Source organism: Pseudomonas sp. S37 (assembly GCF_016658545.1).
In the GTDB taxonomy this organism is placed as follows: domain Bacteria; phylum Pseudomonadota; class Gammaproteobacteria; order Pseudomonadales; family Pseudomonadaceae; genus Aquipseudomonas.
This window is the reverse complement of record NZ_JACVZC010000009.1, coordinates 42,969-69,783: the sequence shown is the minus strand read 5'-3', so window position 1 is coordinate 69,783 and position 26,815 is coordinate 42,969. Positions and strand designations below refer to the sequence as shown.

The 26,815-nt window shown below is 63.1% G+C and carries 24 protein-coding genes and 1 pseudogene; 6 read left to right on the top strand and 19 right to left on the bottom strand.

Annotated features, from left to right (window positions below; all coding sequences use genetic code 11):
- The first annotated feature begins 158 nt into the window (after positions 1-158).
- Positions 159-623: a GNAT family N-acetyltransferase gene (locus IAE39_RS05780; RefSeq protein ID WP_201200168.1), complete on the top strand. Its 465-nt coding sequence runs from the start codon at positions 159-161 to the stop codon at positions 621-623.
- A gap of 76 nt (positions 624-699) precedes the next feature.
- Here IAE39_RS05780 and IAE39_RS05775 read toward each other — a convergent pair.
- The 7 genes and pseudogenes from IAE39_RS05775 to IAE39_RS05745 all read right to left on the bottom strand — a co-directional run.
- A pseudogene (locus IAE39_RS05775) lies at positions 700-843 on the bottom strand (GMP synthase (glutamine-hydrolyzing)); the annotation flags it as partial.
- Between the two features lie 17 nt (positions 844-860).
- Positions 861-1,394: a hypothetical protein gene (locus IAE39_RS05770; RefSeq protein WP_201200160.1), complete on the bottom strand. Its 534-nt coding sequence runs from the start codon at positions 1,392-1,394 to the stop codon at positions 861-863.
- Between the two features lie 224 nt (positions 1,395-1,618).
- On the bottom strand, positions 1,619-1,870 hold the full coding sequence (locus tag IAE39_RS05765) for a FitA-like ribbon-helix-helix domain-containing protein (RefSeq protein WP_201200158.1): 252 nt from the start codon (positions 1,868-1,870) through the stop codon (positions 1,619-1,621).
- A gap of 168 nt (positions 1,871-2,038) precedes the next feature.
- Positions 2,039-3,616, bottom strand: a complete 1,578-nt coding sequence (gene guaA, locus IAE39_RS05760; RefSeq protein WP_201200157.1) for a glutamine-hydrolyzing GMP synthase — start codon at positions 3,614-3,616, stop codon at positions 2,039-2,041.
- A 78-nt stretch (positions 3,617-3,694) separates the two neighbouring features.
- Positions 3,695-5,164, bottom strand: a complete 1,470-nt coding sequence (gene guaB, locus IAE39_RS05755) for an IMP dehydrogenase (protein ID WP_201200153.1) — start codon at positions 5,162-5,164, stop codon at positions 3,695-3,697.
- A gap of 86 nt (positions 5,165-5,250) precedes the next feature.
- Positions 5,251-5,808: a sugar ABC transporter ATPase gene (locus IAE39_RS05750; protein ID WP_201200151.1), complete on the bottom strand. Its 558-nt coding sequence runs from the start codon at positions 5,806-5,808 to the stop codon at positions 5,251-5,253.
- 47 nt (positions 5,809-5,855) lie between these two features.
- Positions 5,856-6,611: a sulfite exporter TauE/SafE family protein gene (locus IAE39_RS05745; protein ID WP_201200149.1), complete on the bottom strand. Its 756-nt coding sequence runs from the start codon at positions 6,609-6,611 to the stop codon at positions 5,856-5,858.
- 97 nt (positions 6,612-6,708) lie between these two features.
- On the opposite strand from IAE39_RS05745, the gene IAE39_RS05740 reads away from it, so the two are divergent.
- The 4 genes from IAE39_RS05740 (at position 6,709) to leuA (ending at position 12,016) form a co-directional block, all read left to right on the top strand.
- Complete coding sequence (locus IAE39_RS05740) at positions 6,709-7,587, top strand: LysR family transcriptional regulator (RefSeq protein ID WP_201200148.1); 879 nt, start codon at positions 6,709-6,711, stop codon at positions 7,585-7,587.
- Between the two features lie 102 nt (positions 7,588-7,689).
- On the top strand, positions 7,690-9,069 hold the full coding sequence (gene xseA / locus IAE39_RS05735) for an exodeoxyribonuclease VII large subunit (protein WP_201200146.1): 1,380 nt from the start codon (positions 7,690-7,692) through the stop codon (positions 9,067-9,069).
- A gap of 3 nt (positions 9,070-9,072) precedes the next feature.
- On the top strand, positions 9,073-9,900 hold the full coding sequence (locus tag IAE39_RS05730) for a M23 family metallopeptidase (RefSeq protein WP_201200144.1): 828 nt from the start codon (positions 9,073-9,075) through the stop codon (positions 9,898-9,900).
- A gap of 442 nt (positions 9,901-10,342) precedes the next feature.
- Positions 10,343-12,016, top strand: a complete 1,674-nt coding sequence (leuA, locus tag IAE39_RS05725; protein WP_201200142.1) for a 2-isopropylmalate synthase — start codon at positions 10,343-10,345, stop codon at positions 12,014-12,016.
- Between the two features lie 221 nt (positions 12,017-12,237).
- Here leuA and IAE39_RS05720 read toward each other — a convergent pair whose 3' ends face one another.
- The 3 genes from IAE39_RS05720 to zwf are packed head-to-tail and all read right to left on the bottom strand — an operon-like array spanning position 12,238 to position 15,105.
- The gene (locus IAE39_RS05720; RefSeq protein WP_201200140.1) at positions 12,238-12,918 is read right to left on the bottom strand and encodes a bifunctional 4-hydroxy-2-oxoglutarate aldolase/2-dehydro-3-deoxy-phosphogluconate aldolase; all 681 of its coding nucleotides are present in this window, start codon (positions 12,916-12,918) and stop codon (positions 12,238-12,240) included.
- A gap of 17 nt (positions 12,919-12,935) precedes the next feature.
- Positions 12,936-13,649, bottom strand: a complete 714-nt coding sequence (pgl, locus tag IAE39_RS05715; protein WP_201200138.1) for a 6-phosphogluconolactonase — start codon at positions 13,647-13,649, stop codon at positions 12,936-12,938.
- Entirely contained in the window at positions 13,636-15,105 is a 1,470-nt protein-coding gene (gene zwf, locus IAE39_RS05710; protein ID WP_201200136.1) for a glucose-6-phosphate dehydrogenase, read from the bottom strand. The genes pgl and zwf overlap by 14 nt, the downstream gene beginning before the upstream one ends.
- Positions 15,106-15,316: 211 nt before the next feature.
- Between zwf and hexR the strand changes: the two genes are divergently transcribed.
- The gene (gene hexR / locus IAE39_RS05705; protein WP_201200233.1) at positions 15,317-16,180 is read left to right on the top strand and encodes a DNA-binding transcriptional regulator HexR; all 864 of its coding nucleotides are present in this window, start codon (positions 15,317-15,319) and stop codon (positions 16,178-16,180) included.
- Here the strand turns inward: hexR and IAE39_RS05700 are convergent.
- The 9 genes from IAE39_RS05700 to gltR form a co-directional block, all read right to left on the bottom strand.
- On the bottom strand, positions 16,173-17,027 hold the full coding sequence (locus IAE39_RS05700; protein ID WP_201200134.1) for a D-hexose-6-phosphate mutarotase: 855 nt from the start codon (positions 17,025-17,027) through the stop codon (positions 16,173-16,175). The genes hexR and IAE39_RS05700 overlap by 8 nt on opposite strands.
- Before the next feature lie 117 nt (positions 17,028-17,144).
- Positions 17,145-18,488, bottom strand: coding sequence for a carbohydrate porin (locus IAE39_RS05695; protein ID WP_201200132.1), 1,344 nt, complete (start codon positions 18,486-18,488; stop codon positions 17,145-17,147).
- 41 nt (positions 18,489-18,529) lie between these two features.
- On the bottom strand, positions 18,530-19,684 hold the full coding sequence (locus IAE39_RS05690) for an ABC transporter ATP-binding protein (protein WP_201200131.1): 1,155 nt from the start codon (positions 19,682-19,684) through the stop codon (positions 18,530-18,532).
- A gap of 3 nt (positions 19,685-19,687) precedes the next feature.
- Positions 19,688-20,533, bottom strand: coding sequence for a carbohydrate ABC transporter permease (locus IAE39_RS05685; RefSeq protein ID WP_201200129.1), 846 nt, complete (start codon positions 20,531-20,533; stop codon positions 19,688-19,690).
- Positions 20,526-21,434, bottom strand: a complete 909-nt coding sequence (locus IAE39_RS05680) for a carbohydrate ABC transporter permease (RefSeq protein WP_009683405.1) — start codon at positions 21,432-21,434, stop codon at positions 20,526-20,528. The genes IAE39_RS05685 and IAE39_RS05680 overlap by 8 nt, the downstream gene beginning before the upstream one ends.
- A gap of 181 nt (positions 21,435-21,615) precedes the next feature.
- Entirely contained in the window at positions 21,616-22,902 is a 1,287-nt protein-coding gene (locus IAE39_RS05675) for an ABC transporter substrate-binding protein (RefSeq protein WP_201200128.1), read from the bottom strand.
- 107 nt (positions 22,903-23,009) lie between these two features.
- Positions 23,010-24,257 (bottom strand): D-mannose isomerase, encoded by a 1,248-nt coding sequence (locus IAE39_RS05670; protein ID WP_201200126.1) that lies wholly within the window; start codon positions 24,255-24,257, stop codon positions 23,010-23,012.
- A 296-nt stretch (positions 24,258-24,553) separates the two neighbouring features.
- A complete protein-coding gene (locus tag IAE39_RS05665) occupies positions 24,554-26,008 on the bottom strand; it encodes an ATP-binding protein (protein ID WP_201200125.1) in 1,455 nt (484 codons plus the stop codon).
- Complete coding sequence (gene gltR, locus IAE39_RS05660) at positions 25,989-26,714, bottom strand: two-component system response regulator GltR (RefSeq protein WP_201200124.1); 726 nt, start codon at positions 26,712-26,714, stop codon at positions 25,989-25,991. The genes IAE39_RS05665 and gltR overlap by 20 nt, the downstream gene beginning before the upstream one ends.
- Positions 26,715-26,815: the final 101 nt, after the last annotated feature.

Sequence of the window (26,815 nt, the reverse complement as noted above, 5' to 3'; positions counted from 1 at the left end):
AAGAACTGCAGTGTGCGCAAGTGCGACGAGGCCGTCTGTGAACAATTGTACTGGCAACTTCATCCGTCCCTCCCACTGCCCGAGGTACTTACGCTTGTTTACAGATTTGCAAACAGCTGTGGACGCACAATGGTTATTTATTCAGCAAGGCCGAAATCATGACCACCATTACTTTTCGCCCTGCAGTACCTGAAGACGCTGCCACCTGTATAACCCTTCGGGCCTTGACCCGGGAGAACGCGTTCACAGAAGAAGACCTGCGCGCCTTGGGCATCACCGCCGAGACCTGGAGCAGCGGCATCCGCGACGGGCACTCCCCAGGGTTCGTGGCTTGCAGTGAGGGTCAGATAGTCGGCTACTGCTTCGCCGACAACCACAGTGGCGAGGTCACCGTACTTGCCCTGTTACCTGCATACGAGCACCAGGGAACCGGCAAGCGTTTGCTTCAGCTGGTTGTCGACCATCTGCGGGAACTGGGGTTCGAACGCCCCTTCCTGGCCTGCTCGAGAGACCCGAGCGTACGCTCATATGGCTTTTATCGTCACCTGGGCTGGAAGCCGACAGGTGAGCGGGATGAAGCAGGAGACGAAATCCTGCAACTCGGTTCAATACTTCGCTCATAAAAATGCAAAAGCCCACATTCAAGTGGGCTTCTGGATTTTCCTGCTACTGAGTGCCGGCTATTGCCGAACGCTCAACTTATTCCCACTCGATAGTGGCCGGCGGCTTGCTCGACACGTCGTAGGTAACGCGCGAGATACCGTCGATTTCGTTGATGATACGGCCGCTGACGATTTCCAGCAGCTCGTACGGCAGGTGTGCCCGACGCGCGGTCATGAAGCACACAAGCGCCATCCATTTCAAGTGTACTCAACTTTTGACTCTACCCATTGAGCAAAGTCCACGTGATTGCGCTTGGCTTTATCTAAAAGCTGCTCCGGTGTCACATGGTTTGATCCATACTGCTGTTCGATTGCGCAGGCCAGCCCAGCCCAGTTGATAACCATGTTGTCCTCGTCCTCAGGGGTAATCCACGCGTTATCAAAAAATACCTTGCCTGATCCCATCTGACGGATGAAATCCTGGATATTGTCGGCGACCAATCCACACTCGCCTTCGGATCCCATGAACACCACGGGTGGCTGTGAGATCAGCTCAGGGTAGTACCAAAGCAGAAACAGCGAGCCTGATCCATCCCGGCCAAAATGGACAAAGCAATCGCCGCATTCACTCCAGCGCGTTCCGCCGAACCAGTCACCAAACGTCTCTGCCAGCTGTTCATCGCTGTGTTCAACGAACTCGTAATCTATAGGCCAAGTAATTAGTTCTGCCTCACACAGCCCCTTCAGGAAGATCAGTGCATCTCGGGTAGCTACTTCGACAGGGATGCCCACCGCGACTCCTTAACTTTTCAGCGATCAAGCATGTGCTTCAAGGGCGACAGATCTAACTGCCCAGCCACGGGTTCACAACATGGAGGCCTGCTGCCTCGAATGGGCTCGTGTCCCGGGTAGCGATCTTGAAGCCGTTAGCACTGGCTAAAGCGGCTATACAAGCTTGGGCAGAACACGCGTTTCTATTTGCTCATGCAAAACCTTCCGGCGCTTGCCAGCCAGCATCAGGGAGACGCCGCTCTGGCTAGGGACGGATCCCGCCTGCTCTCAAGAGTCGCCGCCTCTTCATCGGTCATTTGTACTTCCCGACCAATTTCAGCCAGAAGCGTACCAAGCTTCACGCGCCCCAATGGCCTGACCACCGACTCCAGAATCTCACGCATCTCGGCCTCGATGCTTCGCCCGTGCTGGGCAGCACGAATACGAATTGCGCGGTGCACCTCTTCAGGCACATTTCGGACAGTGATCGATGGCATGTTTCACACCTCAAAATGCTGCGAATGCTTGCAATATAGGCAAGTGCATTCAGCGTAGCGACGGGCATACTGTCACAAACTGCTACCTCCAGAATGCCAAAAGCCCGCAGTTACGCGGGCTTTTGGTTGTGCCTGCTACCAGGCGCCGGCTATTGCCGAACGCTCAGCTTATTCCCACTCGATAGTGGCCGGCGGCTTGCTCGACACGTCGTAGGTAACGCGCGAAATACCGTCGATTTCATTGATGATACGGCCGCTGACGGTTTCCAGCAGCTCGTACGGCAGGTGTGCCCAACGTGCGGTCATGAAGTCCACGGTCTCGACGGCACGCAGGGCCACGACCCAGGCGTAGCGACGGCCGTCGCCAACGACACCAACCGACTTGACCGGTTGGAACACCACGAAGGCCTGGCTGGTCTTGTGGTACCAGTCAGCCTTGCGCAGTTCTTCGATGAAGATGTGGTCGGCGCGACGCAGGATGTCGGCGTATTCCTTCTTCACTTCACCGAGGATGCGCACGCCCAGGCCCGGGCCCGGGAACGGGTGGCGGTAGACCATGTCGTACGGCAGGCCCAGTTCCAGGCCGATCTTGCGCACTTCGTCCTTGAACAGTTCACGCAGCGGCTCGACCAGTTTGAGGTTCATTTCCTCCGGCAGGCCACCGACGTTGTGGTGCGACTTGATCACGTGGGCCTTGCCGCTCTTGGCGCCAGCCGACTCGATCACGTCCGGGTAGATGGTGCCCTGGGCAAGGAACTGGATGTTGTCCAGCTTGCTGGCTTCGGCATCGAAGATGTCGATGAAGGTGCGGCCGATGATCTTGCGCTTCTTCTCCGGGTCCGCTTCGCCTTCCAGGTTGTCGAGGAACTGCTTTTCAGCGTCGGCGCGGATCACTTTGACGCCCATGTTCTCTTTGAACATGGCCATCACCTGGTCGCCTTCGTGCAGGCGCAGCAGGCCGTTGTCGACGAATACGCAGGTCAGCTGGTCGCCAATGGCGCGGTGCAGCAGCGCGGCAACCACCGAGCTGTCAACGCCGCCGGACAGGCCCAGCAGGACGTTGGCCGAGCCCACTTGCTCACGCACCTGGGCGATGGCGTCTTCGACGATGTTGGACGGGGTCCACAGGGCTTCACAGCCGCAGATGTCCTGCACGAAGCGGGACAGGATGCGACCGCCCTGCTTGGTGTGGGTCACTTCCGGGTGGAACTGCACGCCGTAGTAGCCGCGGGCATCGTCGAACATGCCGGCGATCGGGCAGCTTGGGGTGCTGGCCAGTACGTGGAAGTCGCCCGGCATCTGGGTAACCTTGTCGCCGTGGCTCATCCACACGTCCAGGCCCAGTACACCGTCGTCGTCTACGTGGTCTTCGATGCCGTCGAGCAGGCGGCTTTTGCCGACCACGTCCACGCGGGCATAACCGAACTCACGCAGGTCGGAACCTGCGACCTTGCCGCCCAATTGCTCGGCCATGGTCTGCATGCCGTAGCAGATGCCCAGCAGCGGTACGTTCAGGTCGAACACGGCCTGCGGTGCGCGCGGGCTGTTGGCTTCGTGGACCGACTCGGGGCCGCCGGCGAGGATGATGCCGCGCGGGTTGAATTCGCGGATCGCTTCGTCGTCCATGTCGAACGGGTGCAGTTCGCAGTACACGCCGATTTCGCGCACGCGGCGGGCGATCAGCTGGGTGTACTGGGAACCGAAATCGAGGATCAGGATACGGTGAGCGTGAATGTCGAGGGCCATGACTCAATCTCGTCAGTGGAAATCGGAAACGACGCGGGGCTGTCATGACAGCCCCGCTTGCTAATGTTGCTGGAAGCCTCAGCCTACGCGGTAGTTAGGGGCTTCTTTGGTGATCTGCACGTCATGCACGTGGGACTCGGCCATGCCGGCACCGGTGATGCGCACGAACTCCGGCTTGGTACGCATCTCTTCGATGGTTGCGCTGCCGGTGTAGCCCATGGACGAACGCAGGCCGCCCATCAGCTGGTGGATGATCGCGGCCAGGGCGCCTTTGTAAGGAACGCGACCTTCGATGCCTTCCGGTACCAGCTTCTCGGCGCCGGCCGAGGAGTCCTGGAAGTAACGGTCGGACGAGCCTTGCGCCTGTGCCATGGCACCCAGCGAACCCATACCGCGGTAGGCCTTGTAGGAACGCCCCTGGAACAGCTCGACTTCACCCGGGGCCTCTTCGGTACCGGCGAACATCGAACCCATCATCACGCAGGAAGCACCGGCAACGATGGCCTTGGACAGGTCACCGGAGAAGCGGATGCCGCCGTCGGCGATCAGCGGCACGCCAGTGCCTTCCAGTGCTGCGGCAACGTTGGCGATGGCGCTGATTTGCGGTACGCCAACGCCAGCTACGATACGGGTGGTGCAGATCGAGCCTGGGCCGATACCGACCTTGACTGCGTCAGCGCCAGCTTCGGCCAGGGCCTTGGCGGCGGCACCGGTGGCGATGTTGCCGCCGATTACCTGCACTTGCGGGTAGGTTTCTTTTACCCAACGCACGCGGTCGATAACGCCTTTGGAGTGACCGTGTGCGGTGTCGACCACCACTACGTCAACGCCAGCGGCAATCAGCGCGGCAACGCGCTCGCCGGTGTCCTTGCCGGTACCGACGGCAGCACCAACGCGCAGGCGACCTTGGTCGTCCTTGCTGGCCAGCGGGTAGGCCTTGGCTTTTTCGATGTCCTTGACGGTCATCATGCCCTTGAGGTTGAACTTGTCGTCAACGATCAGGACTTTTTCCAGGCGGTGCTTGTGCAGCAGCTCGCGCACTTCGTTCTTGTCGGCGCCTTCGCGGACGGTGACCAGGCGCTCTTTTGGCGTCATCACGTCGCGGACCTTGGCGTCCAGGCGGGTTTCGAAGCGCACGTCACGGGAGGTGACGATGCCGACCAGGTCGCCGTTCGCCAGCACCGGTACGCCGGAGATGTTGTTCAGGCGGGTCAGGTCGAACAGGTCGCGCACGGTGGCGTCGGCGTCGATGGTGATCGGGTCCTTGACCACGCCAGCCTCGAACTTCTTGACCTTGCGGACTTCGCCGGCCTGCTGTTCGATGGTCATGTTCTTGTGGATGATGCCGATACCGCCTTCCTGGGCCATGGCAATGGCCAGACGCGCTTCGGTCACGGTATCCATGGCAGCGGAAACCAGCGGAATGTTCAGCTCGATGCCACGAGTCAAACGGGTCTTGAGACTGACTTCATTGGGCAGTACCTCGGAGTAGCCAGGTACAAGGAGGATATCGTCGAAGGTCAGGGCTTCTTGGCTGATACGCAGCATCGCGGGGGCTCCCGGGCGGGAAAAATGGAAGCGCGCCATTATACTCATCCACGGCGCGCCGCTCAATGCAAAATAAGGGCCTTCGGTCAGCCTTGTGGCAGTTTTACCTGCACCACGGTCACCGGCTGGTCCAGCCAGTCGGCAAAGCTGTCGAGAAAGGCCTGGGTAAACCCGGCCTCGCCCCAGTTGTTGAAGATGAACCCCAGGTTGGAAAAGGCACATGGCTGCAGGTAAATGAAGCCATTGATGTCATCTTCGAAGCCACACAGTGGGCAGGTGAAGTTGTCGCTCACCGCCGGCATCCATTCTTCCAGGCTTTCGAACAGCGGCTCGCCCACCTCACGACGGCACTCCGGGCAACCGGCCTCTTCCAGAAAACCGTCGGTGGGGGTGTAGATGCAGCGCTTGAGCATGACTTCCAGGCCGTTGACCGGCGCGCCGAAGGGCAGCTTCTCGGGGTGCAGGGCCATTTTGCGCGCGCCCGCGGCCAGGGCATGGCCCATGCGGCTGCCGGTACGGCCGCAGGTGGTCAGTTGTTCCTCGACCACTTTCTCGCGTACCAGCCAGCGCAGGATGGCGCGGGCGCGGGCCTCGTGCACCGGCACGGTAGACAGTTTGGGAACGATGATGCTCTGGGTGTTCATGAACGGGGCTGGCCTGCAAAACTGCGGTAATGGCGCAATTCTACCGCTCAGGCGCCGAGGTAGCGACCGATGAGCGCCAGGCCACTGGCCAGCACCAGCCAGGTGACCAGGCGCACGAAGGCTTCGCGGGACAGCTTGTGGGCCAGCCGACGCCCTGCCCTGAGGCCGACGAACATCACCGGCAGCAAGCAGACCGCAAGCAGCAGCAGGCTTTGATCGGCATAGACACCGGCGACCAGGAACAGCGTCAGGCGCACGACCGTGCTGCAACTGATCAACGCACTCTGGGTGGCGCGCACTTGCTCTTTCACCTCCAGGCGCGCACTCAGGTACAGCGCATACAGGAAGCCGCCACTGCCGAACAACGCACCGAACAGCCCGCCCGCCGTCCCCATCGGCATCGCCCAGAAACCGGAAAGATGTGCCGGCCGCACCTTTACCGCCAGGCCGTACAGCGCGTAGGCCGTGACGAACAAGCCCATCAACAGCAACAACAAGTCGGACTTCAGTTGCAACAGGAACACCACGCCCACCGTGCAACCTATGGCCATGAACGGCAGCAGCCGCAGCAACTCCCCGCGCACCACATCGCGGCGCGATGGCAGCAGGTTGCCGAAAGCCGCGACGAAGTCGAGCAGCACCAGCAGCGGAATGATCCGTGACAGCGGCATGAAATGGATCAGCACCGGGCCAGCCACCAGCGCAGTGCCGAAACCGGCGATGCCAAAGACGATATAGGCAACACCGACGCCGAGCAGGATGGGTAGCCAGTCAAGGCCGGAAAACGACAGTGGGGCGAGCATGGCAGCAATTCCTGGGAAGACAAGCAAAGGTTAGCCAGCTGCGAGCCATGCCGACTAATATGCCTTTATCGCTACAGCCATCTCGAAAAGGCATGACATGACGTCGATCCGCCAGTTGCGTTACTTCGTGGAAATCGCCGAGTGCGGCAGCTTCAGCGGCGCTGCCGAGCGGCTGTACATTGCCCAGTCGGCACTGAGCCGGCAGATCAAGGAGCTGGAGCAGCAACTGGGCACGCCGCTGTTCGAGCGCACTGCACGCCTGCCACGCCTGACACTGGCTGGGCAGGCCTTTCTGCAGCGGGCGCGGCGCTTGCTGGCTGACCTGGCGCAAGCGGAGCGGGTTACCCGCGATATCGGCGAAGGGTTGCAGGGCAGCCTGCGCCTGAACCATTCCAGTACCGTGCCGCTGACCGGGCCATTGTTGGCTCGCTTGGGCGGCTATTTGCGCGGCAACCCAGGGGTTTCGCTGGAAATTGCCCAGCAGTCGTCGGAAGCCCAGCTGGAAGATATTGCTGGCGGGCGGCTGGATATCGGCCTGCTGCGTTTGCCAGTGTTGCGCCAGCATGAAGGCGTGGAGCTGCATGAGCTATTCAGCGAGCCACTGCTGGTGGCGGTTGCCGCTGGGCATTCATTGGCTGACGCCGCGCAGGTGAAGCTTGAGCAGTTGCGTGAAGAGCGCTTTGTTTCCATTCCGCACCGGGACCGCGGCGGGCTGAGTTACCTGTCGGCCTCGTTGTGCATGGCAGCGGGCTTTTTCCCGCAGGCGGCGCAGGTGCTGTCGCGTAAGACTACGCAGTTGCAGCTGATTCAGGCGGGGTTCGGGGTGGCGTTGCTGCCGGCGTGCATGCGCGAGATTGCGCCGGCTTCAGTCAGCTTCGTGGCGCTGGAGGGGGGCTGTGAGAGTACCGTGGCGCTGGCTTGTAGGCGCGATGCGGGGCAGATGGTGCGCCAGTTCGTGGCAGCGATGCAGGGTTGATGGCACCGGCGATGCCGGTGTTCGCGGGTGAACCCGCTCCCACAATGACCGCGACAGGGCTGGGACAGACAACCGGGGCCGATGTCCTTTATGATGCCGGCCATGATCAGAGACCCCTTCGAACGACTCGGCCTGGACCGCGAGGTCCTTACTGTCAGCCAACTCAACGGCCGCGCCCGCGTGCTGCTGGAGGACGTGTTCCGCAGCGTGTGGGTGGAAGGCGAGATTTCCAACCTCGCCCGCCCGGCGTCCGGCCACATGTACTTCACCCTCAAGGACAGCGGCGCCCAGGTGCGTTGCGCGCTGTTCCGGCAGAACGCCACGCGGGTGCGCCAGGCCCTGCGCGACGGCCTGGCGGTGCGGGTGCGGGGCAAGGTTTCGCTGTTCGAGGGGCGTGGCGACTACCAGCTGATCCTCGACACCGTCGAGCCGGCCGGTGATGGCGCGCTGCGCCTGGCATTCGAGGCACTGAAGGAAAAGCTCGGTGCCGAGGGGTTGTTCAGCGCCGAACGCAAGAAGCCGCTGCCCGCCCACCCGCAGCGCATCGGCGTTATCACCTCGCCCACCGGCGCGGTGATCCGCGACATCATCAGCGTATTCGGCCGCCGTGCCCCACAGGTGGAGCTGAACCTGATCCCTACAGCGGTACAGGGCCGCGAAGCCATTGCGCAGATCGTGCGGGCCATTCGCCTGGCCGACAGCCTCGGCTTCGATGCGTTGATCCTGGCGCGGGGTGGCGGCTCGCTGGAAGACCTGTGGTGCTTCAACGAAGAAGCGGTGGCGCGCGCCGTGGCGGCCTGCGTCACGCCGATTGTGAGCGCCGTCGGCCATGAAACCGATGTGTCGATCAGCGACTTCGTTGCCGACGTGCGCGCCCCCACGCCGTCTGCCGCCGCCGAACTGCTGGCGCCCGACAACAGCGGCCTGCAGCAACGCCTGGACGGCCTGCAGCGGCGCCTGCTGCTGCGCATGCAAAACCGCCTGACCCACGACCGCCTGCGCCTGGAGTCGTTAACCCGCCGCCTGCGCCACCCGGGCGAGCGCCTGCGTCAGCAGGCCCAGCGCCTGGACGACCTGGACATGCGCCTGCGCCGCGCGTTCATGCTCAACCTCAACCAGCGCCGCGAGCGCCTGGCACGGGTGGAAACGCGGCTGGCCGCGCAGCACCCGGGGCGCAACCTGAAGCTGCTGGGCCAGCGCCTGGACAGCCTGGCCGAGCGCCTGCCGCGGGCCATGCGCGAGGTACTCAAGGACCGTCGCCAACGCTTCCAGGCGCAGTTGCAGACATTGCAGGTGGTCAGCCCACTGGCCACCCTCGCCCGCGGCTACAGCATCCTGCTGGACGAACAGGGCCAGGCCATCCGCAGCGCAGAACAGACCCGCAACGGCCAGCGCCTGACCGCCCGCCTCAACGAAGGCGAGCTGCAAGTACGCGTTGAAGACAACCACCTGACCCCGGTCACCCTCTCACTACTGGACTGACACATGCCCCGCCTGCTCGCGCCCCTGCTTGCCCTTTCCCTGTTGCTGCTGGCCAGCGGCGCCCAGGCCAGCTACATCACCCGCACGCTGAACAAGCCGGTGCCCGGCGGCGTGGCGGTGGTCGACCTTGGCCCAGCCGCCAGCGCACCCAGCGCCCGCTTCGATGGCAAACCGGTATTGGTGGTGAAGGAGCAGGACAACTGGCTGGCCATCGTCGGCATCCCGCTGACCCAGAAACCCGGCACCGCCGTGCTGAGCCAGGGCGGTCGTAGCCTGCCATTCAGCGTCGGCAGCAAGAAATACCCTGAGCAGCGCATCACCCTGAAGAACACTCGCCAGGTCAACCCGAACCCGGCCGATCTCAAACGTATCGACCGCGAGCTGGCCGAGCAGATCAAGGCCTACCGCAGCTTCAGCCCGGGCCTGCCGAGCAACCTGATCCTCGACAAGCCAGTCAACGGCCCGTTGTCGAGCAAGTTCGGCGTACGCCGCTTCTTCAATGGCGAAGAACGCAACCCGCATGCCGGGCTGGACTTCGCCGTGCCGGCGGGTACGCCGATCAAGACCCCGGCCAATGGCAAGGTGATTCTGGTGGGCGATTACTTCTTCAATGGCCGCACGGTGTTCGTCGACCATGGGCAGGGCTTTATCAGCATGTTCTGCCACATGTCCAAGATCGATGTGCAGGTGGGGCAACAGTTGCGCCGGGGTGAAGTGGTCGGGCGCGTGGGCTCGACCGGGCGGGCTACCGGGCCGCACATGCACTGGAATGTCAGCCTGAATGATGCGCGGGTGGACCCGGCGATTTTCATTGGGGCATTCCAGCCCTGAGATTTGTGTTGGCGGTGGGGCCTCTTCGCGGGTGAACCCGCTCCCACAGGGATCGCGCCACATCTGAATGCTGCGCTATCCGTTGTAGGAGCGGGTTTACCCGCGAAGAGGCCAGCCCTGCCCACATCAGTTCCACTGTGTTGCGCCATCGAAAACTACCGCGCAACAATTAATAACCCCATAAAAAATTCCAGCCATAAAATCTCGCACATAAGCTTTTTTTAAGCATTCCTCTCAATTTTTTCCGAACGCTTGCCATCCCCCACCCCACTGGTTAAGTTTGAAGGCATGAAAACCTTCAGCACCCTCATCCTGCTCCGACAACATCGCAGCCTCTGCCTGGTCAGCGCCCGACTACCAGGCTGATTCGCGTCGCCTCGCCCCTTCATCTCGTTACTGCCCGGCAGGCCCGATCTCGGCCGCACACAAAAGGATTGCTTCCATGACCATGCTCAAAGACCCTTCGAAGAAATACCGCGCCTTCCCGACCATCGACCTGCCTGACCGTACCTGGCCGTCGAAAACCATCACCGAGCCACCGATCTGGTGCAGCTCCGACCTGCGTGATGGCAACCAGTCGCTGATCGAGCCGATGGATTCGGAGAAGAAACTGCGCTTCTGGAAGACCTTGGTGCAAGTTGGCGTGAAGGAGATCGAAGCGTCGTTCCCATCCGCTTCGCAAACCGACTTCGACTTCGTGCGTACCCTGATCGAAGACGGCCACATCCCGGACGACACCACCATTCAGGTGCTTACCCAGGCCCGTGAAGACCTGATCGCCCGCACCTTCGAATCGCTGCGCGGGGCGAAAAAGGCCATCGTCCACCTGTATAACGCCACCAGCCCGTCGTTCCGCCGCATTGTCTTCAACCAGGACAAGCAAGGCGTCAAGGACATTGCGGTGAACGCGGCCAAGCTGTTCGTCAAGTATGCCGCCCAGCAGCCGGAAACCCACTGGACCTTCCAGTACTCGCCAGAAACCTTCAGCGCCACCGAAATGGAGTTCGCCAAGGAAGTCTGTGACGCAGTCATCGAAGTGTGGAACCCGACGCCTGAGCACAAGATCATCCTCAACCTGCCGGCCACCGTCGAAGTGTCGACGCCGAACATCTACGCCGACCAGATCGAGTGGTTCTGCCGTAACGTCAGCCGCCGCGACAGCGTGATCATCAGCCTGCACTGCCACAACGACCGTGGCACCGGCATTGCCGCCACCGAACTGGGCCTGATGGCCGGCGCCGACCGCGCCGAAGGCTGCCTGTTCGGCAACGGCGAACGTACCGGCAACGTCGACCTGGTGACCTTGGCGCTGAACCTGTACACCCAGGGCATCGACCCGCAACTGGACTTCTCCGACATCGACGGCGTGCGCAAAGTCGTCGAAGAGTGCAACCAACTGCCGGTGCACCCGCGTCACCCGTATGTGGGCGACCTGGTTCACACCGCGTTCTCCGGTTCGCACCAGGACGCCATCCGCAAGGGCTTCGCCAAGCAGCAGGAAGGCGAGCGGTGGGAAGTGCCGTACCTGCCGATCGACCCGGCCGATATCGGCCGCAGCTACGAGGCGGTGATCCGCGTCAACAGCCAGTCGGGTAAAGGCGGCATCACCTACCTGCTCGAGCAGGAATACGGCATCAGCCTGCCACGCCGCATGCAGATCGAGTTCAGCCAGGTGGTACAGGGTGAAACCGACCGCCTGGGCCTGGAAATGACCGCCCAGCAGATCTACAGCCTGCTGCACAAGGAATACCTCCAGGCCAACGCGCCGTATGCGCTGGTCAGCCACCGCCTGCAGGAAGAAAACGGCCACAGCGCCGTGGAAGTGGAAGTTGCCGGTGAAGGCGAAACCACCCTGCACTGGCGCGGCAAGGGCAACGGCGCCCTGGAAGCCCTGGTTGCCGGCCTGCCGATTGCGGTAGAGATCATGGACTACAACGAGCACGCGATTGGTGCCGGCACCAATGCCAAGGCTGCGGCCTACATCGAACTGCGCGTGGCCGGTGGCCGCCCGGTGCATGGTGTGGGTATCGATGAAAACATCACTACCGCCAGCTTCAAGGCCCTGTTCAGCGCGCTGAACCGCTCGCTGAGCCAGCAGGAAGCCAAGGCGGCCTGAGCCCTGGTGTGATGAATGAAGAAGCCCGCATCGTTTGATGCGGGCTTTTTTGTTGGCCTGTTCTGGCCTCTTCGCGGGTGAACCCGCTCCTACATGGGAACGCAACCCGTTGTAGGAGCGGGTTTACCCGCGAAGAGGCCAGCAAAGGCAATGCAAAAACCTCAGGCAAAAAAAGGGGCGCCGACCAAGCGCCCCAATAAGCCGTAAAGCACACAACAAATTCAGTTGGCGTCCAACAGCGCCATCGCTTCGGCACTGCACGCTTCGATCCGCGCCCAGTCGCCGTTCTTGATCCAGCTGCTGTCGAGCATCCAGGTACCCCCCACGCACATCACATTCGGCAAGGCCATGTAATTGCGCACGTTGGCCGGGTTCACGCCGCCCGTAGGGCAGAAACGAATATCACCGAACGGCCCGCCAAAGGCCTTGATCGCCGCCACGCCACCGCTGATTTCTGCCGGGAACAGCTTGAAGCGGCGGTAGCCCAGGGCGTAGCCCATCATGATTTCGGACGGCGTGCTGATGCCTGGCAGCAGCGGGATCTCGCTGTCGACACCCGCTTCGAGAATGTCCTGGGTAATACCCGGGGTAACGACAAATTGCGCACCCGCAGCTTCAACGGCAGCAAACATGCTGCGATCAAGCACGGTGCCGGCGCCGACGCACAGTTCCGGGCGCTGCTCACGCAGCACCTGAATGGCCTTCAGGCCATGCTGCGAGCGCAAGGTCACTTCCAGGGTACGGATGCCGCCTGCGGCCAGGGCATCAGCCAGTGGCAGGATGTCTTGCTCACGGGCGATGGTGATTACCGGCAGGATGCGCGCCTTTTCGCAAATGGCGTCGATCCGCGCGGCTTTGTCGGCCATCGAGAGCTTTGGCTGTGGGCGTTCGAGGGTGGTCATGACTGTGGATCCTTGGCTCATGGGCACCAGTAGATGTCCAGGGGGTCGTGAAGAAAAGCGCGAATCGGCATTTCAGTAAGGTCGTTGCCAGCCAGCGCGGCGCGCAGGGTAGCGAGTTTGCCCTGGCCTTGCACGGACAGCGCGATAAAGGCAGCGCTGGCCAGCAGCGAACGGGTCATCGACAAACGCTGGTGCGGCACGCTCGGCGCCAGCAACGGCAGGCAGCGGCGCGGGTTGGCCAGGTCCAGGCCTGCTTCCAGGTTCGGGCTGGCGGGGAACAGCGAGGCGGTATGGCCATCGTCCCCCATGCCCAGCACCAGCACGTCGATTGGCGGCAGCGCAGCGAGGGCCTGGTCGGCCTTGAGCGCAGCGGCATCAAGGTTTTCCGCTTGCTGGTACAGGCCAACGAAGCGCGCCTTGGCCGCCTCGCCCTTCAGCAGGTGGCGGGCCAGCAGCCCGGCGTTGCTGTCGGCGTGTTCAACCGGCACCCAGCGTTCATCGGCCAGGCTGACCGTGACCTTGGCCCAGTCCAGGCGCTCGCTGGCGAGTTTTTCCAGGAACGGCACCGGGCTGCGGCCACCGGACAACACCAGGCAGGCCTGGCCCCTGGCAGCAATCGCCGCACGCAGGCGTTCGGCCACGTCGTGGGCTTGAGTGGCGGCCAGCGCCTTGGCATCTGCCAGCGCGTGTACCTTCACCGCCGCCGGCAGTTTCAGTTCAGATATCCCCATACCACGCCCTCCCATCGCGTGTGATCAGTGCAATCGAGCTCATCGGCCCCCAGGACCCCGCCGCGTAAGGCTTGGGCGCATCGCCCGCGTTACGCCAGCCGGCGATCAACTGGTCGCACCACTTCCAGGCATACTCGATTTCGTCCTTGCGCACGAACAGGTTCTGGTTGCCACGCATCACTTCGAGCAGCAAACGCTCATAGGCATCCGGAATTCGCGCACTGCGCCAGGTGTCGGAAAAATTCAGCTGCAATGGGCCGCTGCGCAATTGCATGCCCTTGTCCAGGCCCTGCTCCTTGGTCATCACCCGTAAAGAAATGCCTTCGTCCGGTTGCAGGCGGATGATCAGCTTGTTACCGATCTGCAAACGCTGTTCCGGGGCGAAGATGTAATGCGGCGTTTCCTTGAAGTGGATGACGATCTGCGAGAGCTTTTGCGGCATGCGCTTACCGGTGCGCAGGTAGAACGGCACGCCCGACCAGCGCCAGTTGCGGATGTCGGCGCGCAGGGCGACGAAGGTTTCGGTGTCGCTCTGGGCATTGGCGTTGTCTTCCTCCAGGTAGCCCGGCACCGGCTTGCCGTCGCTGTAGCCGGCAATGTACTGGCCACGCACCACGCGGGTGCTCAACCCGTCGCCGGTGATCGGTGCCAAGGCCTTCAGCACCTTTACCTTCTCGTCGCGGATGGCATCGGCGGACAGTTCGCTGGGTGGGTCCATGGCAATCAGGCACAGCAGCTGCAGCAGGTGGTTCTGGATCATGTCGCGCAGCTGGCCAGCCTTGTCGAAATAGCCCCAGCGGCCCTCGATGCCGACCTTTTCCGCGACGGTAATCTCCACGTGGGAGATGGAATTCTGGTTCCACTGGGTTTCGAACAGGCTGTTGGCGAAGCGCAGGGCAATCAGGTTCTGCACCGTTTCCTTGCCCAGGTAGTGGTCAATGCGGTAGACCCGGTTTTCCGGAAAGAACCGCGCCACGGCATCATTGACCCGGCGCGACGACTCCAGGTCGTGGCCAATGGGCTTTTCCAGCACCACCCGGGTGCGCGCAGCCAGGCCGGCCTTGTCAAGGTTCTCGCAGATGGCCCCGTACACCGCCGCCGCCGTGGCAAAGTAGGCGATCAACGGCAGTTCACCGGGCAACTGCTCGGCCAGTGCCTGGTAGCCCTCGGGCTGCAGGAAGTCCAGGTGCTGATAGCTCAGCCTGGCGAGGAAGCGGCCCAGCGCGGCGGGCTCGATATCGGCCTCGGGCACATGCCGGCGCAAATGGGCTTCGATGTGGTCCAGGTGCGCCTGCGCGCTGCCGGCTTCACGGGCCAGCGCCAGCAGGCGGGTGTCCGGGTGCAACAAATTGGCCCGGTCGAGCTGGTAGAGCGCAGGAAACAGCTTGCGCAATGCCAGGTCGCCGAGGGCGCCAAACAGGGCAAAGGTGCAAGGTTCGACACTGATCGCAGCCATGATGTTGGTTCTTTCCTAAAGTTGGTCTAGGAATACCGCTTTCACATACGGTTTTCAAGGGATAATGTAGTAAAAACCACAACATTACACACAAGTGTTACAGACAAGTGGTACGCCAACCGCACCGACAGTACGATAGACGACCGTGCAAAAAGCCTGCTGCTCCCACAGCCGGCTGTCTTCCCGACCCAAGGACACACCCATGGACCGCGTGCGAAACCTCCTGGAACAGATCCAGGGCCGCCTCGACGAGCTGAACAAGGCCGAACGCAAAGTCGCCGAAGTCATCCTGCTCAACCCGCAACAAGCCACCCGTTTCAGCATCGCTGCGCTGGCCCAGGCGGCCAAGGTCAGCGAGCCGACCGTCAACCGCTTCTGCCGCTCGTTCGGCGTCAGCGGCTACCCGGAACTGAAGCTGCAACTGGCACAGAGCCTGGCCAGCGGCGCCGCCTATGTCAGCCGTGCAGTAGAGGCCGACGATGACCCGGCCGCCTATACCCAGAAGATCTTCGCCAGTGCCATCGCCTCGCTCGACAGCGCCTGCCAGCAACTTGACCCGGCGCAGGTCAGCCGCGCCGTGGACATGATGATCCAGGCCCGGCAGATCCACTTCTTCGGCCTCGGCGCCTCGGCCCCGGTAGCCCTGGATGCGCAGCACAAGTTCTTCCGCTTCAACCTGGCGGTGTCAGCCCATGCCGACGTGCTGATGCAACGCATGCTGGCCTCGGTAGCGCACACCGGCGACCTGTTCGTGATCATTTCCTACACCGGGCGCACCCGCGAACTGGTCGAAGTGGCACGCCTGGCCCGCGAAAACGGCGCTTCGGTACTGGGCCTGACCGCCGCCGGCTCGCCGCTGGCCAACGCCTGCAGCCTGAGCCTGCACATTCCGCTGCCGGAGGACACCGACATCTACATGCCGATGACGTCGCGAATCATCCAGTTGACCGTGCTCGACGTGCTGGCCACCGGCATGACCCTGCGCCGCGGCGTGGACTTCCAGCCGCACCTGCGCAAGATCAAGGAAAGCCTGAACGCCAGCCGCTACCCGATCGAGGACGACGAACTCAGCTAAGCCGGTGCGCCTGCAAGCGCAGGTGCGCACGCTGCCCCGGCGCCAGGCTAAGGCCCTCACCGCTGCCGCTGGCGGCTTCGACGCAGACAAAACCCTGCGTTTCGCGGCCGGTCACGCCCATCAGTGGGCGATTGCCGGGGTGCCAGACCACGGTGTCATCGCTGTCACCGGTATCGATGCACAGCTCGCGCTGCCAGGCCGGGTCCTGCAGTTGTACGCGCGGCGTGCCGGGGTAGACCTTCTGGCAGCCGCCCTTGAGCTTCAGGGCGCCATCTTCACGGCAGGCCTGGCGGTTCAGGCGGTCGTAGCCTTCGATATCCTCAAGCCCGGATAGCGCTATCTCGGACACGTCACTGATACGCCAGTAGGCCAGCAGGGCATGGCTCAACTGGCAGGGTTCGCTGTCCTGGTGCTCAGTGCTCAGGCTCAGCTCCATGCGGCTGCCCAGCCGGGCATGCAGGTCGACTTGCCAGTCGCACAGGTCCAGCCGCCACTTCAGCGTCACGCCCTCCTCGTCCTCGCGGCTGTCTACCAGCTTCCAGTCCAGCAGCCGTGCCCAACCATGCGCAGGCCACAGGTCTTCGCTGGGGTGGCGGCCATACCAAGGCCAGCACACCGGTACGCCACCGCGGATCGCGCCCACTTGCGGCCACTGCTCGGCACACCACAGCCAGGGCCGCTCGCCCGCCGGCTGAAAGTGCAGCAACTGTGCGCCCTGGCGGCTGAACACCGCCTGGCAACGGGGGTGATCGATGATCAATACATCGCGCTGCTGGTAACGCTCCCACTCGAATGTCGGCCGTGGCCGCTGCGAGGTGAAGAAGCGATGGAGCGGATGTTCGGGCATGGTTCAGAGCTCTTGTTGTTTGAGATAGCGCTGTCTCGGCCTATCCCCGACAACCACTGCAGGCCAGTGGTTGCCGGGAGCCGAAAATGGATTGGCGTAAATTTACAACAAATGCCCTCAGAATGACGACTGAATCTTCAAGCCTGCGACCAGCGCGTTGTCCACGTCATCCACCCCGCCCGGGCTCTTGATGTACTGCAGGTTGGGCCGCACGGTCAGCCAGTTGGTGACATGGAAGCCGTAGTAGAGCTCGGCGTTGTACTCGGAACGCTGCAGCGGCACGAAACCCGGGTTGTCGTAGTCGTTGATGCCGCTCTGGGCGTTCAGCAGCTCGGCGCGTTTCTTCACGTCGTCATTCACATGAATACGTGCCACGCCAAAACCGATATCGTCCTTGGGCCGGGCATCGAAGGCGCCCTTGTAGACCAGCCCCACCTGCTGGTAGTTGTCGACCACGTTGGTGGCCTTGTCGTGCACGGTGAAGTTGGCGAACAGGCTCAGGCCACGGTTGACGTCCCCCGCGTTGGCGGTGACCTGCTGCTGCGCCACCACCCACCAGCCGTGTTTGCTGGAGTGCGACTTGAAGGCCTCGCCGCTCAGCGCCTGCGGGTTGCCGTTAACGTCGTCGAATACATCGTCGGCCTTGGCCGTGCTGTAGTAGTAGCCCAGGCGGTACTCACCCGGCAGGCCGTTGACCTTGGGTGACCACACCGCCTCCACCGGCAGGATCGCGCCCTTGGTGCCACTGCCACTGAGCTTGAAGCCGTTGCCGGTTTCCAGGTTGGACGGGTTCTGCTCGAAGGCACCGACCTGCACGAAGAATTCCGGGGTGATGTTGTATTTCACCCGCAGCGCCCACTGGCTTACCGGCCAGTTGTACCAGATGCCGCCGACCCAGTTGCCCACTTGCGAGCCGCAGAAGGCCAGGTTCTGGAAGTCGCAAGGGAAGCTGTTGAAGTCCTCGCCCTCGCCGAAGCGGCCAAATTTCACATCCAGCGCACCGTCGAAGTATTTCTGCTTGATCCACATCTGGGTCAGGCGCCAGGTCTGGCCACGGCCCCACACTTCCTGTACCGAGCTGAACTGCCCGGCGCGCGGGTCGCTGATACGGTCGTTGGACAGGTTGCGGCCACTGCGCTCGGTGATCGCCAGCTTGAACTCGGCGTCGTGCCAGCCAAAAATCTTCTGCAGGTCCAGGTGCGCGCCCAGGGCGAACTGGTCGCTGTAGCGGGCCGTCTTGTCGTCGTTGTAGCCGCCGTGCAGGTTGCCGGCCACCTCGCCGACGTAATCGAGGGTAAAGTCATAGCCTTTGTCCAGCAGCTCGGTACGGGTGCCGCCCCAGTCGCCGGTCATCCATTTCGACTCACTGGAGAAAGCCTCGGCAGCTTGCGCGCTGCCGCTGCCGACCACGGCGAGCAATGCCAGCGAACCCAGTGTCCTGATGCGTTTGCGCTGTTCCATCCCTTTGCGTCCTCTTTTTTCTTATTGATGGTGTAGACGAGTTAACGGCCTTTGAAGTGAGCCACGTTGTCCTTTGCGGTGGTGGCACTGCTGGCCAGGTGCAGGCGCTCGCCGCTGTTGGCGTCGAACAGCAGCACCCGGGCCGGGTCGAATTGCAGGTTGAGGCTGGCACCGACCTGGCACGCCACATCCGGCGCCAGGCGGCAGCACACCTTGGTCTGGTTGAGGGTGACGAACACCAGCAGGTCCGGCCCGGTGGGCTCGGTCACCTGCACCTCGGCACGGATGCCTGGCAGGCCGTTGCCCTCCCCTGCCCCCAGGGCAATCTGCTCGGGGCGTATGCCAAGGATGATCTCGCGGCCATCCAGTGGGTCGGCGGCCAGCCCCAATGGCAGCTCGCAACGCGCCTGGCCGCTGTCGAGCAGGGCGAGCAGGCGACCGTCCTGTTGTTTCAGACGCACCGGAATGAAGTTCATGGGCGGCGAGCCGATGAAACTGGCGACAAACTGGTTGGCCGGGTCGTTGTAGATCTGCTGCGGGGTACCGAACTGCTGGATGATGCCGTCCTTCATCACCGCCACCTTGTCGCCCAGGGTCATGGCTTCGATCTGGTCATGGGTGACGTACACGGTGGTGGTCTTCAGGCGCTGGTGCATCAGTTTCATTTCGGTGCGCATCTCGACCCGCAGCTTGGCGTCCAGGTTGGACAGCGGCTCGTCGAACAGGTAGATCTTCGGCCGCCGCGCCAGCGCCCGGCCCATGGCCACCCGCTGTTGCTGGCCACCGGACAGCTGCGCCGGTTTGCGCGCCAGCAGGTGCTCGATCTGCAGCAGCTTGGCCACCCGCGCCACCTCTTCGTCGATGGCGGCCTGGGGCATTTTGCGGATCTTCAGGCCAAACTCGATGTTCTCGCGCACGCTCATGGTCGGGTACAACGCATAGGACTGGAACACCATGGCGATGTCGCGGTCCTTGGGGCTCATGCCGCTGACGTCTTGCTGGTCGATGAGAATCGCCCCACCGGTGATCTGCTCCAGGCCGGCGATGCAGTTCATCAAGGTCGACTTGCCGCAGCCCGACGGGCCGACCAGGATCAGGAACTCGCCGTCCCTGATCGACAGCTGGATGTCCTTGAGGGTATCTGGCAGGCCGCTGCCGTAGGTCTTGTTCACATTGCGCAGTTCGAGCGTTGCCATGACTTACCCCTTGACCGCGCCGGCGGTCAGCCCGCGCACGAAATATTTGCCTGCCACCACGTAGACCAGCAGGGTTGGCAGGCCGGCGATCATCGCCGCCGCCATGTCGACGTTGTATTCCTTGGCCCCGGTGCTGGTGTTGACCAGGTTGTTCAGGGCCACGGTGATCGGTTGCGAGTCGCCGCTGGAAAACACCACGCCGAACAGGAAGTCGTTCCAGATCTGGGTGAACTGCCAGATCAGGCAGACCATGATGATCGGCGTCGACATCGGCAGGATGATGCGGCGGAAGATGTTGAAGAACCCGGCACCGTCAAGGCGGGCCGCCTTGACCAGCGCGTCGGGGATGCTCACGTAAAAGTTGCGGAAGAACAGCGTGGTGAAGGCCAGGCCATACACCACGTGCACCAGCACCAGACCGCTGGTGGTGCTGGCCAGGCCGAGCTTGCCGAGGGTGAACGAGGCCGGCAGCAATACGGTCTGGAACGGCAGGAAGCAGCCGAACAGCAGCAGGCCGAAGAACAGCTGCGAACCGCGGAAGCGCCACATCGACAGCACATAGCCGTTCAACGCACCGATGGCGGTGGAGATCAGCACCGCCGGCACGGTGATCATGATCGAGTTCCAGAAGTACCCGCTGACCGTGCCCCAGGCCTTGACCCAGCCGATGCCGGTGATCACCGTCGGCCAGCTCAGCAGGTTACCGCTGCTGATGTCTTCCGGGGACTTGAAGCTGGTCAGCAGCATCACCACCAGCGGCACCAGGTAAAGCAGCACGGCAGCCAGCAATACGGCGTGGATGGCGATACGGCTTGCGCTCAGCGGCGCCTTGTTGGTAGGGCTATGCATGGCGTTTGCTCCGCAGCTCCGAGTACAGGTACGGCACGAGGATCGCCAGGATTGCCCCCAGCATGAGAATGGCGCTGGCCGAGCCCATGCCCATCTGGCCGCGGCTGAAGGTGAACGAATACATGAACATGGCGGGCAGGTCGGACGAGTAGCCCGGGCCACCGGCGGTCATCGCTGCCACCAGGTCGAAGCTCTTGATGGCGATGTGCGAGAGGATCATCAGTGCGCTGAAGAACACCGGTCGCAGGCTGGGCAGCACGACCGTCCAGTAGATGCGCGGCAGGCTGGCGCCGTCGATCTGCGCGGCGCGGATGATCGATTGGTCGACGCCGCGCAGGCCGGCAAGGAACATCGCCATGATGAACCCCGAAGCCTGCCACACGGCGGCGATCACCAGGCAGTACACCACCCGGTCAGGGTCGATCAGCCAGTCCAGGCGAAAGCCCTCCCAGCCCCAGTCGCGCAGCAGCTTGTCCAGGCCCATGCCGGGGTTGAGCAGCCACTTCCAGGCGGTGCCGGTGACAATCATCGACAGTGCCATGGGGTACAGGTAAATGGTGCGGATAAAGCCCTCGCGGCGGATGCGCTGGTCGAGCAATACCGCCAGCAGCACGCCGATGGCCAGGCTGATGGCGATGAACAGGCCGCCGAACAGCAGCAGGTTCTTGCTGGCGACCCACCAACGGTCGTTGTCGAACAGCCGGGCGTATTGCGCCAGGCCGGCCCACTTGTAGGTGGGCAGGAAGGTCGAGGTGGTGAAGGACAGCACGAAGGTCCAGAGGATGTAGCCGTAGAAGCCCACCAGGACAATGAACATGCTCGGCGCCAGCACCAGTTTGGGTAGCCAGCGCTGCAGTGCGTCCAGGGGTGAGGCCCGCAGTTGGGCGGTGGTTGTGGTCATGGTTCACCTCAAAGGCGCCGCACTCCCCTGTAGGAGCGGCCTTGCGTCGCGATGGGCTGCAAAGCAGCCCCGAGGGACTCAAGGTCGACACCTACCTGAAAGATTGAGTGCGCAGGTTTTGGGGCTGCTGCGCAGCCCATCGCGACGCAAGGCCGCTCCTACAACGGAGTCGCGTCAGCTTTTACTGGGCAGCCTTGATCGCCGCTGCCAGCTTCTTCGCCGCATCGGCCGGGTCGGCCTTGGGGTCGTTGATGTAGTTGGTCACCACATCGAAGAACGCGCCCTGCACGGCCAGCGTGGTGGCCATGTTGTGCGCCATGCTCGGCTGCAGGCCGCCGGTCTTGGCGTCGGCGAGGAAGTCCTTGGCGGAGGTTTGTGCGCAGGCGTCGAAACCGTACTTGCCCATGTCGGCGAGCATGTCGTTACGCACCGGGATCGAACCCTTGTTGGTGCTGAAGACCTTCTGGAAATCCTCACCCAGCACCTTGCGCGCGATGTCCTGCTGGCCGGCAGAGGTGCCGGGGTTGTTCTGCTTGAACACCACCAGCGAGTCGATGTTGTACAAGAAGGCCTTGTCGGTACCGGGGAATGGCACGCACTGGTAATCCTTGCCGGCGGTTTTCTTCGCCAGGGTCCACTCGCTCTTGGCCCAGTCGCCCATGATTTGCATGCCGGCCTTGCCGTTGATGACCTTGGCCGCTTCCAGGTTCCAGTCCTGGCCCTTGCCATCCGGGTCCATGTAGGTGGCGACCTTTTTCAGCTCGGTCAACGCCTTGACCATTTGCGGGCCGGTCAGGGTCGCGCTGTCGAGGTCGACCATGGCCTTTTTGTAGCCATCGGCGCCCATCACCGCCAGCACCACGCTTTCGAACACGGTGCTGTCCTGCCACGGCTGGCCACCGTGGGCCAGGGGGATGAAGCCAGCGGCCTTGAGCTTGTCGGCAGCAGCGTAGAACTCGTCGAGGGTGGCGGGCGCTTTGTCGATACCGGCCTTCTTGAACACTTCCGGGTTGATCCACAGCCAGTTGATGCGGTGAATGTTCACCGGAACGGCAACGTAGTCACCGTCGTACTTCACGGTGTCGGCAACCTTCTTGTCGAGCAGCGAGTCCCACTTTTCTTGCTTGGCCACATCCTTGAGCACATCGGCGTCGAGCAGGCCGGTGGCCGCCCAGTCCTGGATGTCCGGGCCTTTGATCTGCGCCACACCTGGCGGGTTGCCAGCGACGGCGCGGCTTTTCAGTACGGTCATGGCCGTGGCACCGCCACCACCGGCAACGGCGCCGTCCTTCCAGGTAAAGCCGTCTTTTTCGACCTGTGCCTTGAGCACATCGACCGCCGCTTTTTCACCGCCGGACGTCCACCAGTGCACCACTTCGACACTGCCTTTGGATTCGGCAGCCTGGGCGCCGAGCGGGAGTAAAGAGGCCAGGGATATAGCGGCAGCGAGACGGAGCGTGGAATTCATCGAAGCACCTTTCTTGTTGTTATGCCGTGCAAGTCGATCGCTTGCGTAGCATGGAGTCTAAACAGCGAGCCCGCTTCGCCAGGTAACGAAGCGATGCGTGAATGTCATCATCTGGTTACATTGCCGGCCAGGTTGCTGGCCAGGCTCGGTGCCAGCGGCAAGCCTGGCAGCAGCAGTGCCTGATAGGCGTGATACAGGTCAGGTTTGCCCGGCCAGATAGTCCCGGCTGGCCGGGTGTGGGCATCGAGTTCGTGGTGCCAGCTGCCAGCGACAGGGTCGACGAAGTGGTTGGCGATAAAGCCCCAGCAGTTGCGGTACCACTGCTCGTACCGTGCCTCGCCGGTACGCTGCAACAGGGCTGCTGCAGCGGCGCAGGCTTCCGCGTGCACCCAGTGCAAGCGTGCATGCACTACCGGGCGATCGGCCCAGTCCAGGGTGTAGACGAAACCCGGTTCGCCATCGGCGTTCCAGGCTTGCTGGCAGGCTGTATCGAACAGGGCGCGGGCACACCCTTGCAGCCACTGCGGAGCCTGCAGGCCGGCCTGCTCGAGACTGGCCTCCAGATGCAACAGCAACCGCGACCATTCCAGGGCATGCCCGGGCGTAGTGCCATACGGCCGGAAGTGGTCGGCGGGGTGTTCGTGGTTGTAATCCGGCAGCGGCTGCCAATGGGCGTCGAAATGCTCAATGACCCGATAACCGTTGGTAGCGGCGTGGCCATGGATGATGCGTTCGGCGATACGCAGGGCGCGTTGCAACCAAAGGCTGTTGCCGGTGACGTCTGCCAGGGCCAGGAAGGCCTCGGTCGCGTGCATGTTGCTGTTGGCGCCACGGTACGGCTCAGGCAGTTGCCAGGCGCGGGAAAAGGTTTCCCGAAGGGCACCTTCGGCTTCGCTCCAGAAGTGCGTTTCGATCACCTGGATGGCGTCTGCCAGCAAGGCGTGGGCATCGGTTGCACCGGCCACCACGGCCGAACTGGCAGCAAGGGCGACGAAGGCGTGCAGATAGGCGGCCTTGCCGCTGTCTTCCTGGCCCCCGGGGTGGGCGAACCAGCCGCCGTAGCTGGCGTCCTGCATGGCCCCGCGCAGGGCGGCCACACCATGTTCGGCGTAGGCCAGGCAACCGGGGATACCCTGCAGGTGGGCCAGGGCGAAGCAATGGGCCATGCGGGCGGTGTTCATGGTTTCGGCGCGGGCACCGTGGGCGAGTTGCCCGTTGGCGTCCAGGTTGCCGAAGCCATCGGGCAGTTTCGCGGCCTTGGCGAAGGTTAGCAGGCGCTGTGCTTCGGCCAGGCGCCAGGCGGAATGGGCCGGGGCGTTGAGCCAGCTGGTGGGCGGCAGATTGAGGGTGTTCATGGGCCAGCGTGATCCTTGCCAGTCGTTTGCGAATTCTAGCCAGCGGGGTATGGGCGGATGTCACGAAGGACGGCGGGATTGTCACTGGGCGGTGACATTTCGGTTGCCTGTGCGGGCCTCTTCGCGGGTAAACCCGCTCCTACACGTGCAGCGCAATCCCTGCAGGAGCGGGTTTACCCACGCAGAGGCCCTTACGCGGCCGTTGTAGGAGCGGGTTTACCCGCGAAGAGGCCCTTACCCGGTCGTTGTAGGAGCGGGTTTACCCGCGAAGAGGCCAGCACAGCCAACACAAAAAATCAGTCCAGACCCCGCGGCAGGTACAAGGTCACCCGTAACCCGCCCTCACGCAGGTTCAGCAAGCTCACCTCCCCCCCATGGCTATGGGCAATGTTGCGCGCAATGCCCAACCCCAGCCCATACCCCTGCTGCTGCCCGGCCAGGCGGAAATGCGGCTCGAACACCTGCTCCAGTTGCTGCTGCGGCACCCCCGGTCCCTGGTCGTCCACCTGCAGCACAAAGCCCTCGGCCCCGTCGATGATGCGCAGCCGTGCCCGCTCGCCATACTTGATGGCGTTGTCGATCAGGTTGCCGATGCAGCGCCGCAGCGCCAACGGCTTGCCCGGGTATGGCGCCAGTGCCCGGCCATCGAGCGTGATGCGGCCATCGCCCAGGTAAGGTTCGGCCAGGATCTCCAGCACCTGGTTAAGGTCGACCGGCTCGATGTTCTCGTGGATGTCGGTGTCCTTCACGCACTGCAACGCGCCTTTGACCAGCAGCTCCAGCTCGTCGAGGTCCTGGCTGAACTTGGCCTGCAGGCGCTCGTCCTCCAGCAGTTCGACACGCAGGCGCAAGCGGGTGATCGGCGTACGCAGATCATGGGAAATGGCGCTGAACAGCTGGCTGCGTTCGGTGAGGTAGCGGCTGATGCGCTCGCGCATGCTGTTGAATGCCCGGCTGACCTCGACCACTTCGCTGCCACCACCTTCGGCCACTGGCGCCACATCGGCACCCAGCGACATCTCCCGCGCAGCCCGTGCCAGGCGCTTGAGCGGCCAGCTCTGCCAGTGCACCAGCAAGCCGATGAACAACAGCAACAAGGCCGTGGTCAGCACAATGAAACCGATCTGCTGGCGGGGCAGGCGTTCGGCTTCCAGGCTGGTGTACGGCTCGGGCAGCAGCGAAGCGATGTACAGCCACTCGCCCTCAGCCAGGCGAATCTGCGTGACCAGTACCGGTGGTTTCAGCGGTTCCAGGGTCAGCGAGTAATGCGCCCAGGAACGTGGCAACTCGTCGAGCTTGAGGCCGCTGTTGAAGATGCGCAGGTCGTCTGGCCCGACGAACTCCACGGAAATTTCCATCTGCGAACCCAGCCGCTCATGCAGTACCTGCTGGAACACATCGATCACCGCCTGCTTGCGCGGTGTGACGGGCAGTGCCTGCATGTCCAGCGGCGTGGCGTTGAGCGACACAAAAAACCGCGTGCCGCCCATGCTGCGCAACTGGTCGAGCACCAACGGCCGATAGCCCACCGGCAGCGAGCGGAAGTAACTGACGCTGGCGCTCATCGAATGGGCCAGGCTGCTGGCACTGGCACGCAGGCCTTGCAGTTGACTGGCGCGCAACTGGGCAACCCAGATGATGCTGGACAAGCCTTGGGCCAGCAGCACGACCAGCAGGGTCAGCAGCAGCATGCGCCCTAGCAGCGAGCGCGGCAGCAGGCGCCAGCGCCGCTCAGGGCGCACAGCAGACATGTGCCGCCAGCAGGTAGCCACTGCCGCGCACGGTGCGGATGAGCCGAGGAGGTTTGTCGGTATCACGCAGGCGCTGGCGCAGGCGGCTGACCGCCATGTCGACGATGCGGTCCAGCGGCATCGGTTCGCGGCCACGGGTGGCGTTGCCGATGGTGTCGCGGTCGAGGATCTGTTGCGGGTGGTCGAGGAACAGCTTGAGCAGGGCGAAATCGGCGCCAGAGAGGATCACCTCTTCGCCATCACGGTGAAACAGCCGGTGGCTGACCGTGTCCAGGCGCCAGTCATCGAAGGCCAGCACGGCACTGCCCGGCGCCGCCTGACCGAACTCGGCGCGGCGCAGCAAGGCCTTGATCCGCGCTTGCAGCTCGCGCGGACTGAAGGGTTTGCCCAGGTAGTCGTCGGCGCCCAGCTCCAGGCCGATGACCCGGTCGGCCTCGTCGGAGCTGGCGGTGAGCATGATGATCGGCACACGGGCCTGGCGCGGGTGCTGGCGGACCCAGCGGCACAGGCTGAAACCGTCTTCGTCGGGGAGCATGACGTCGAGGATGACCAGGTCGCAAGGGGTGCTTTCCAGCGCGCGGCGAAAGCCTGCACCGTCGGCTTCGGCATGCACCTGGAAGCCGGAGCGGCTCAGGTAGGTTTGCAGCAGTTCGCGGATTTCCTGGTCGTCGTCGACCATCAGGATCGATTTGCCGGCAGTGCTCAAGGTGGTCCTTCCTCTTGTTTGTTACAGGTCTTGGTTGCCTGTTATTGGGGCCGCTGTGCGCCCCATCCGACCGGTCCGGCGCCCCGGCAAGGCCGCTCCTA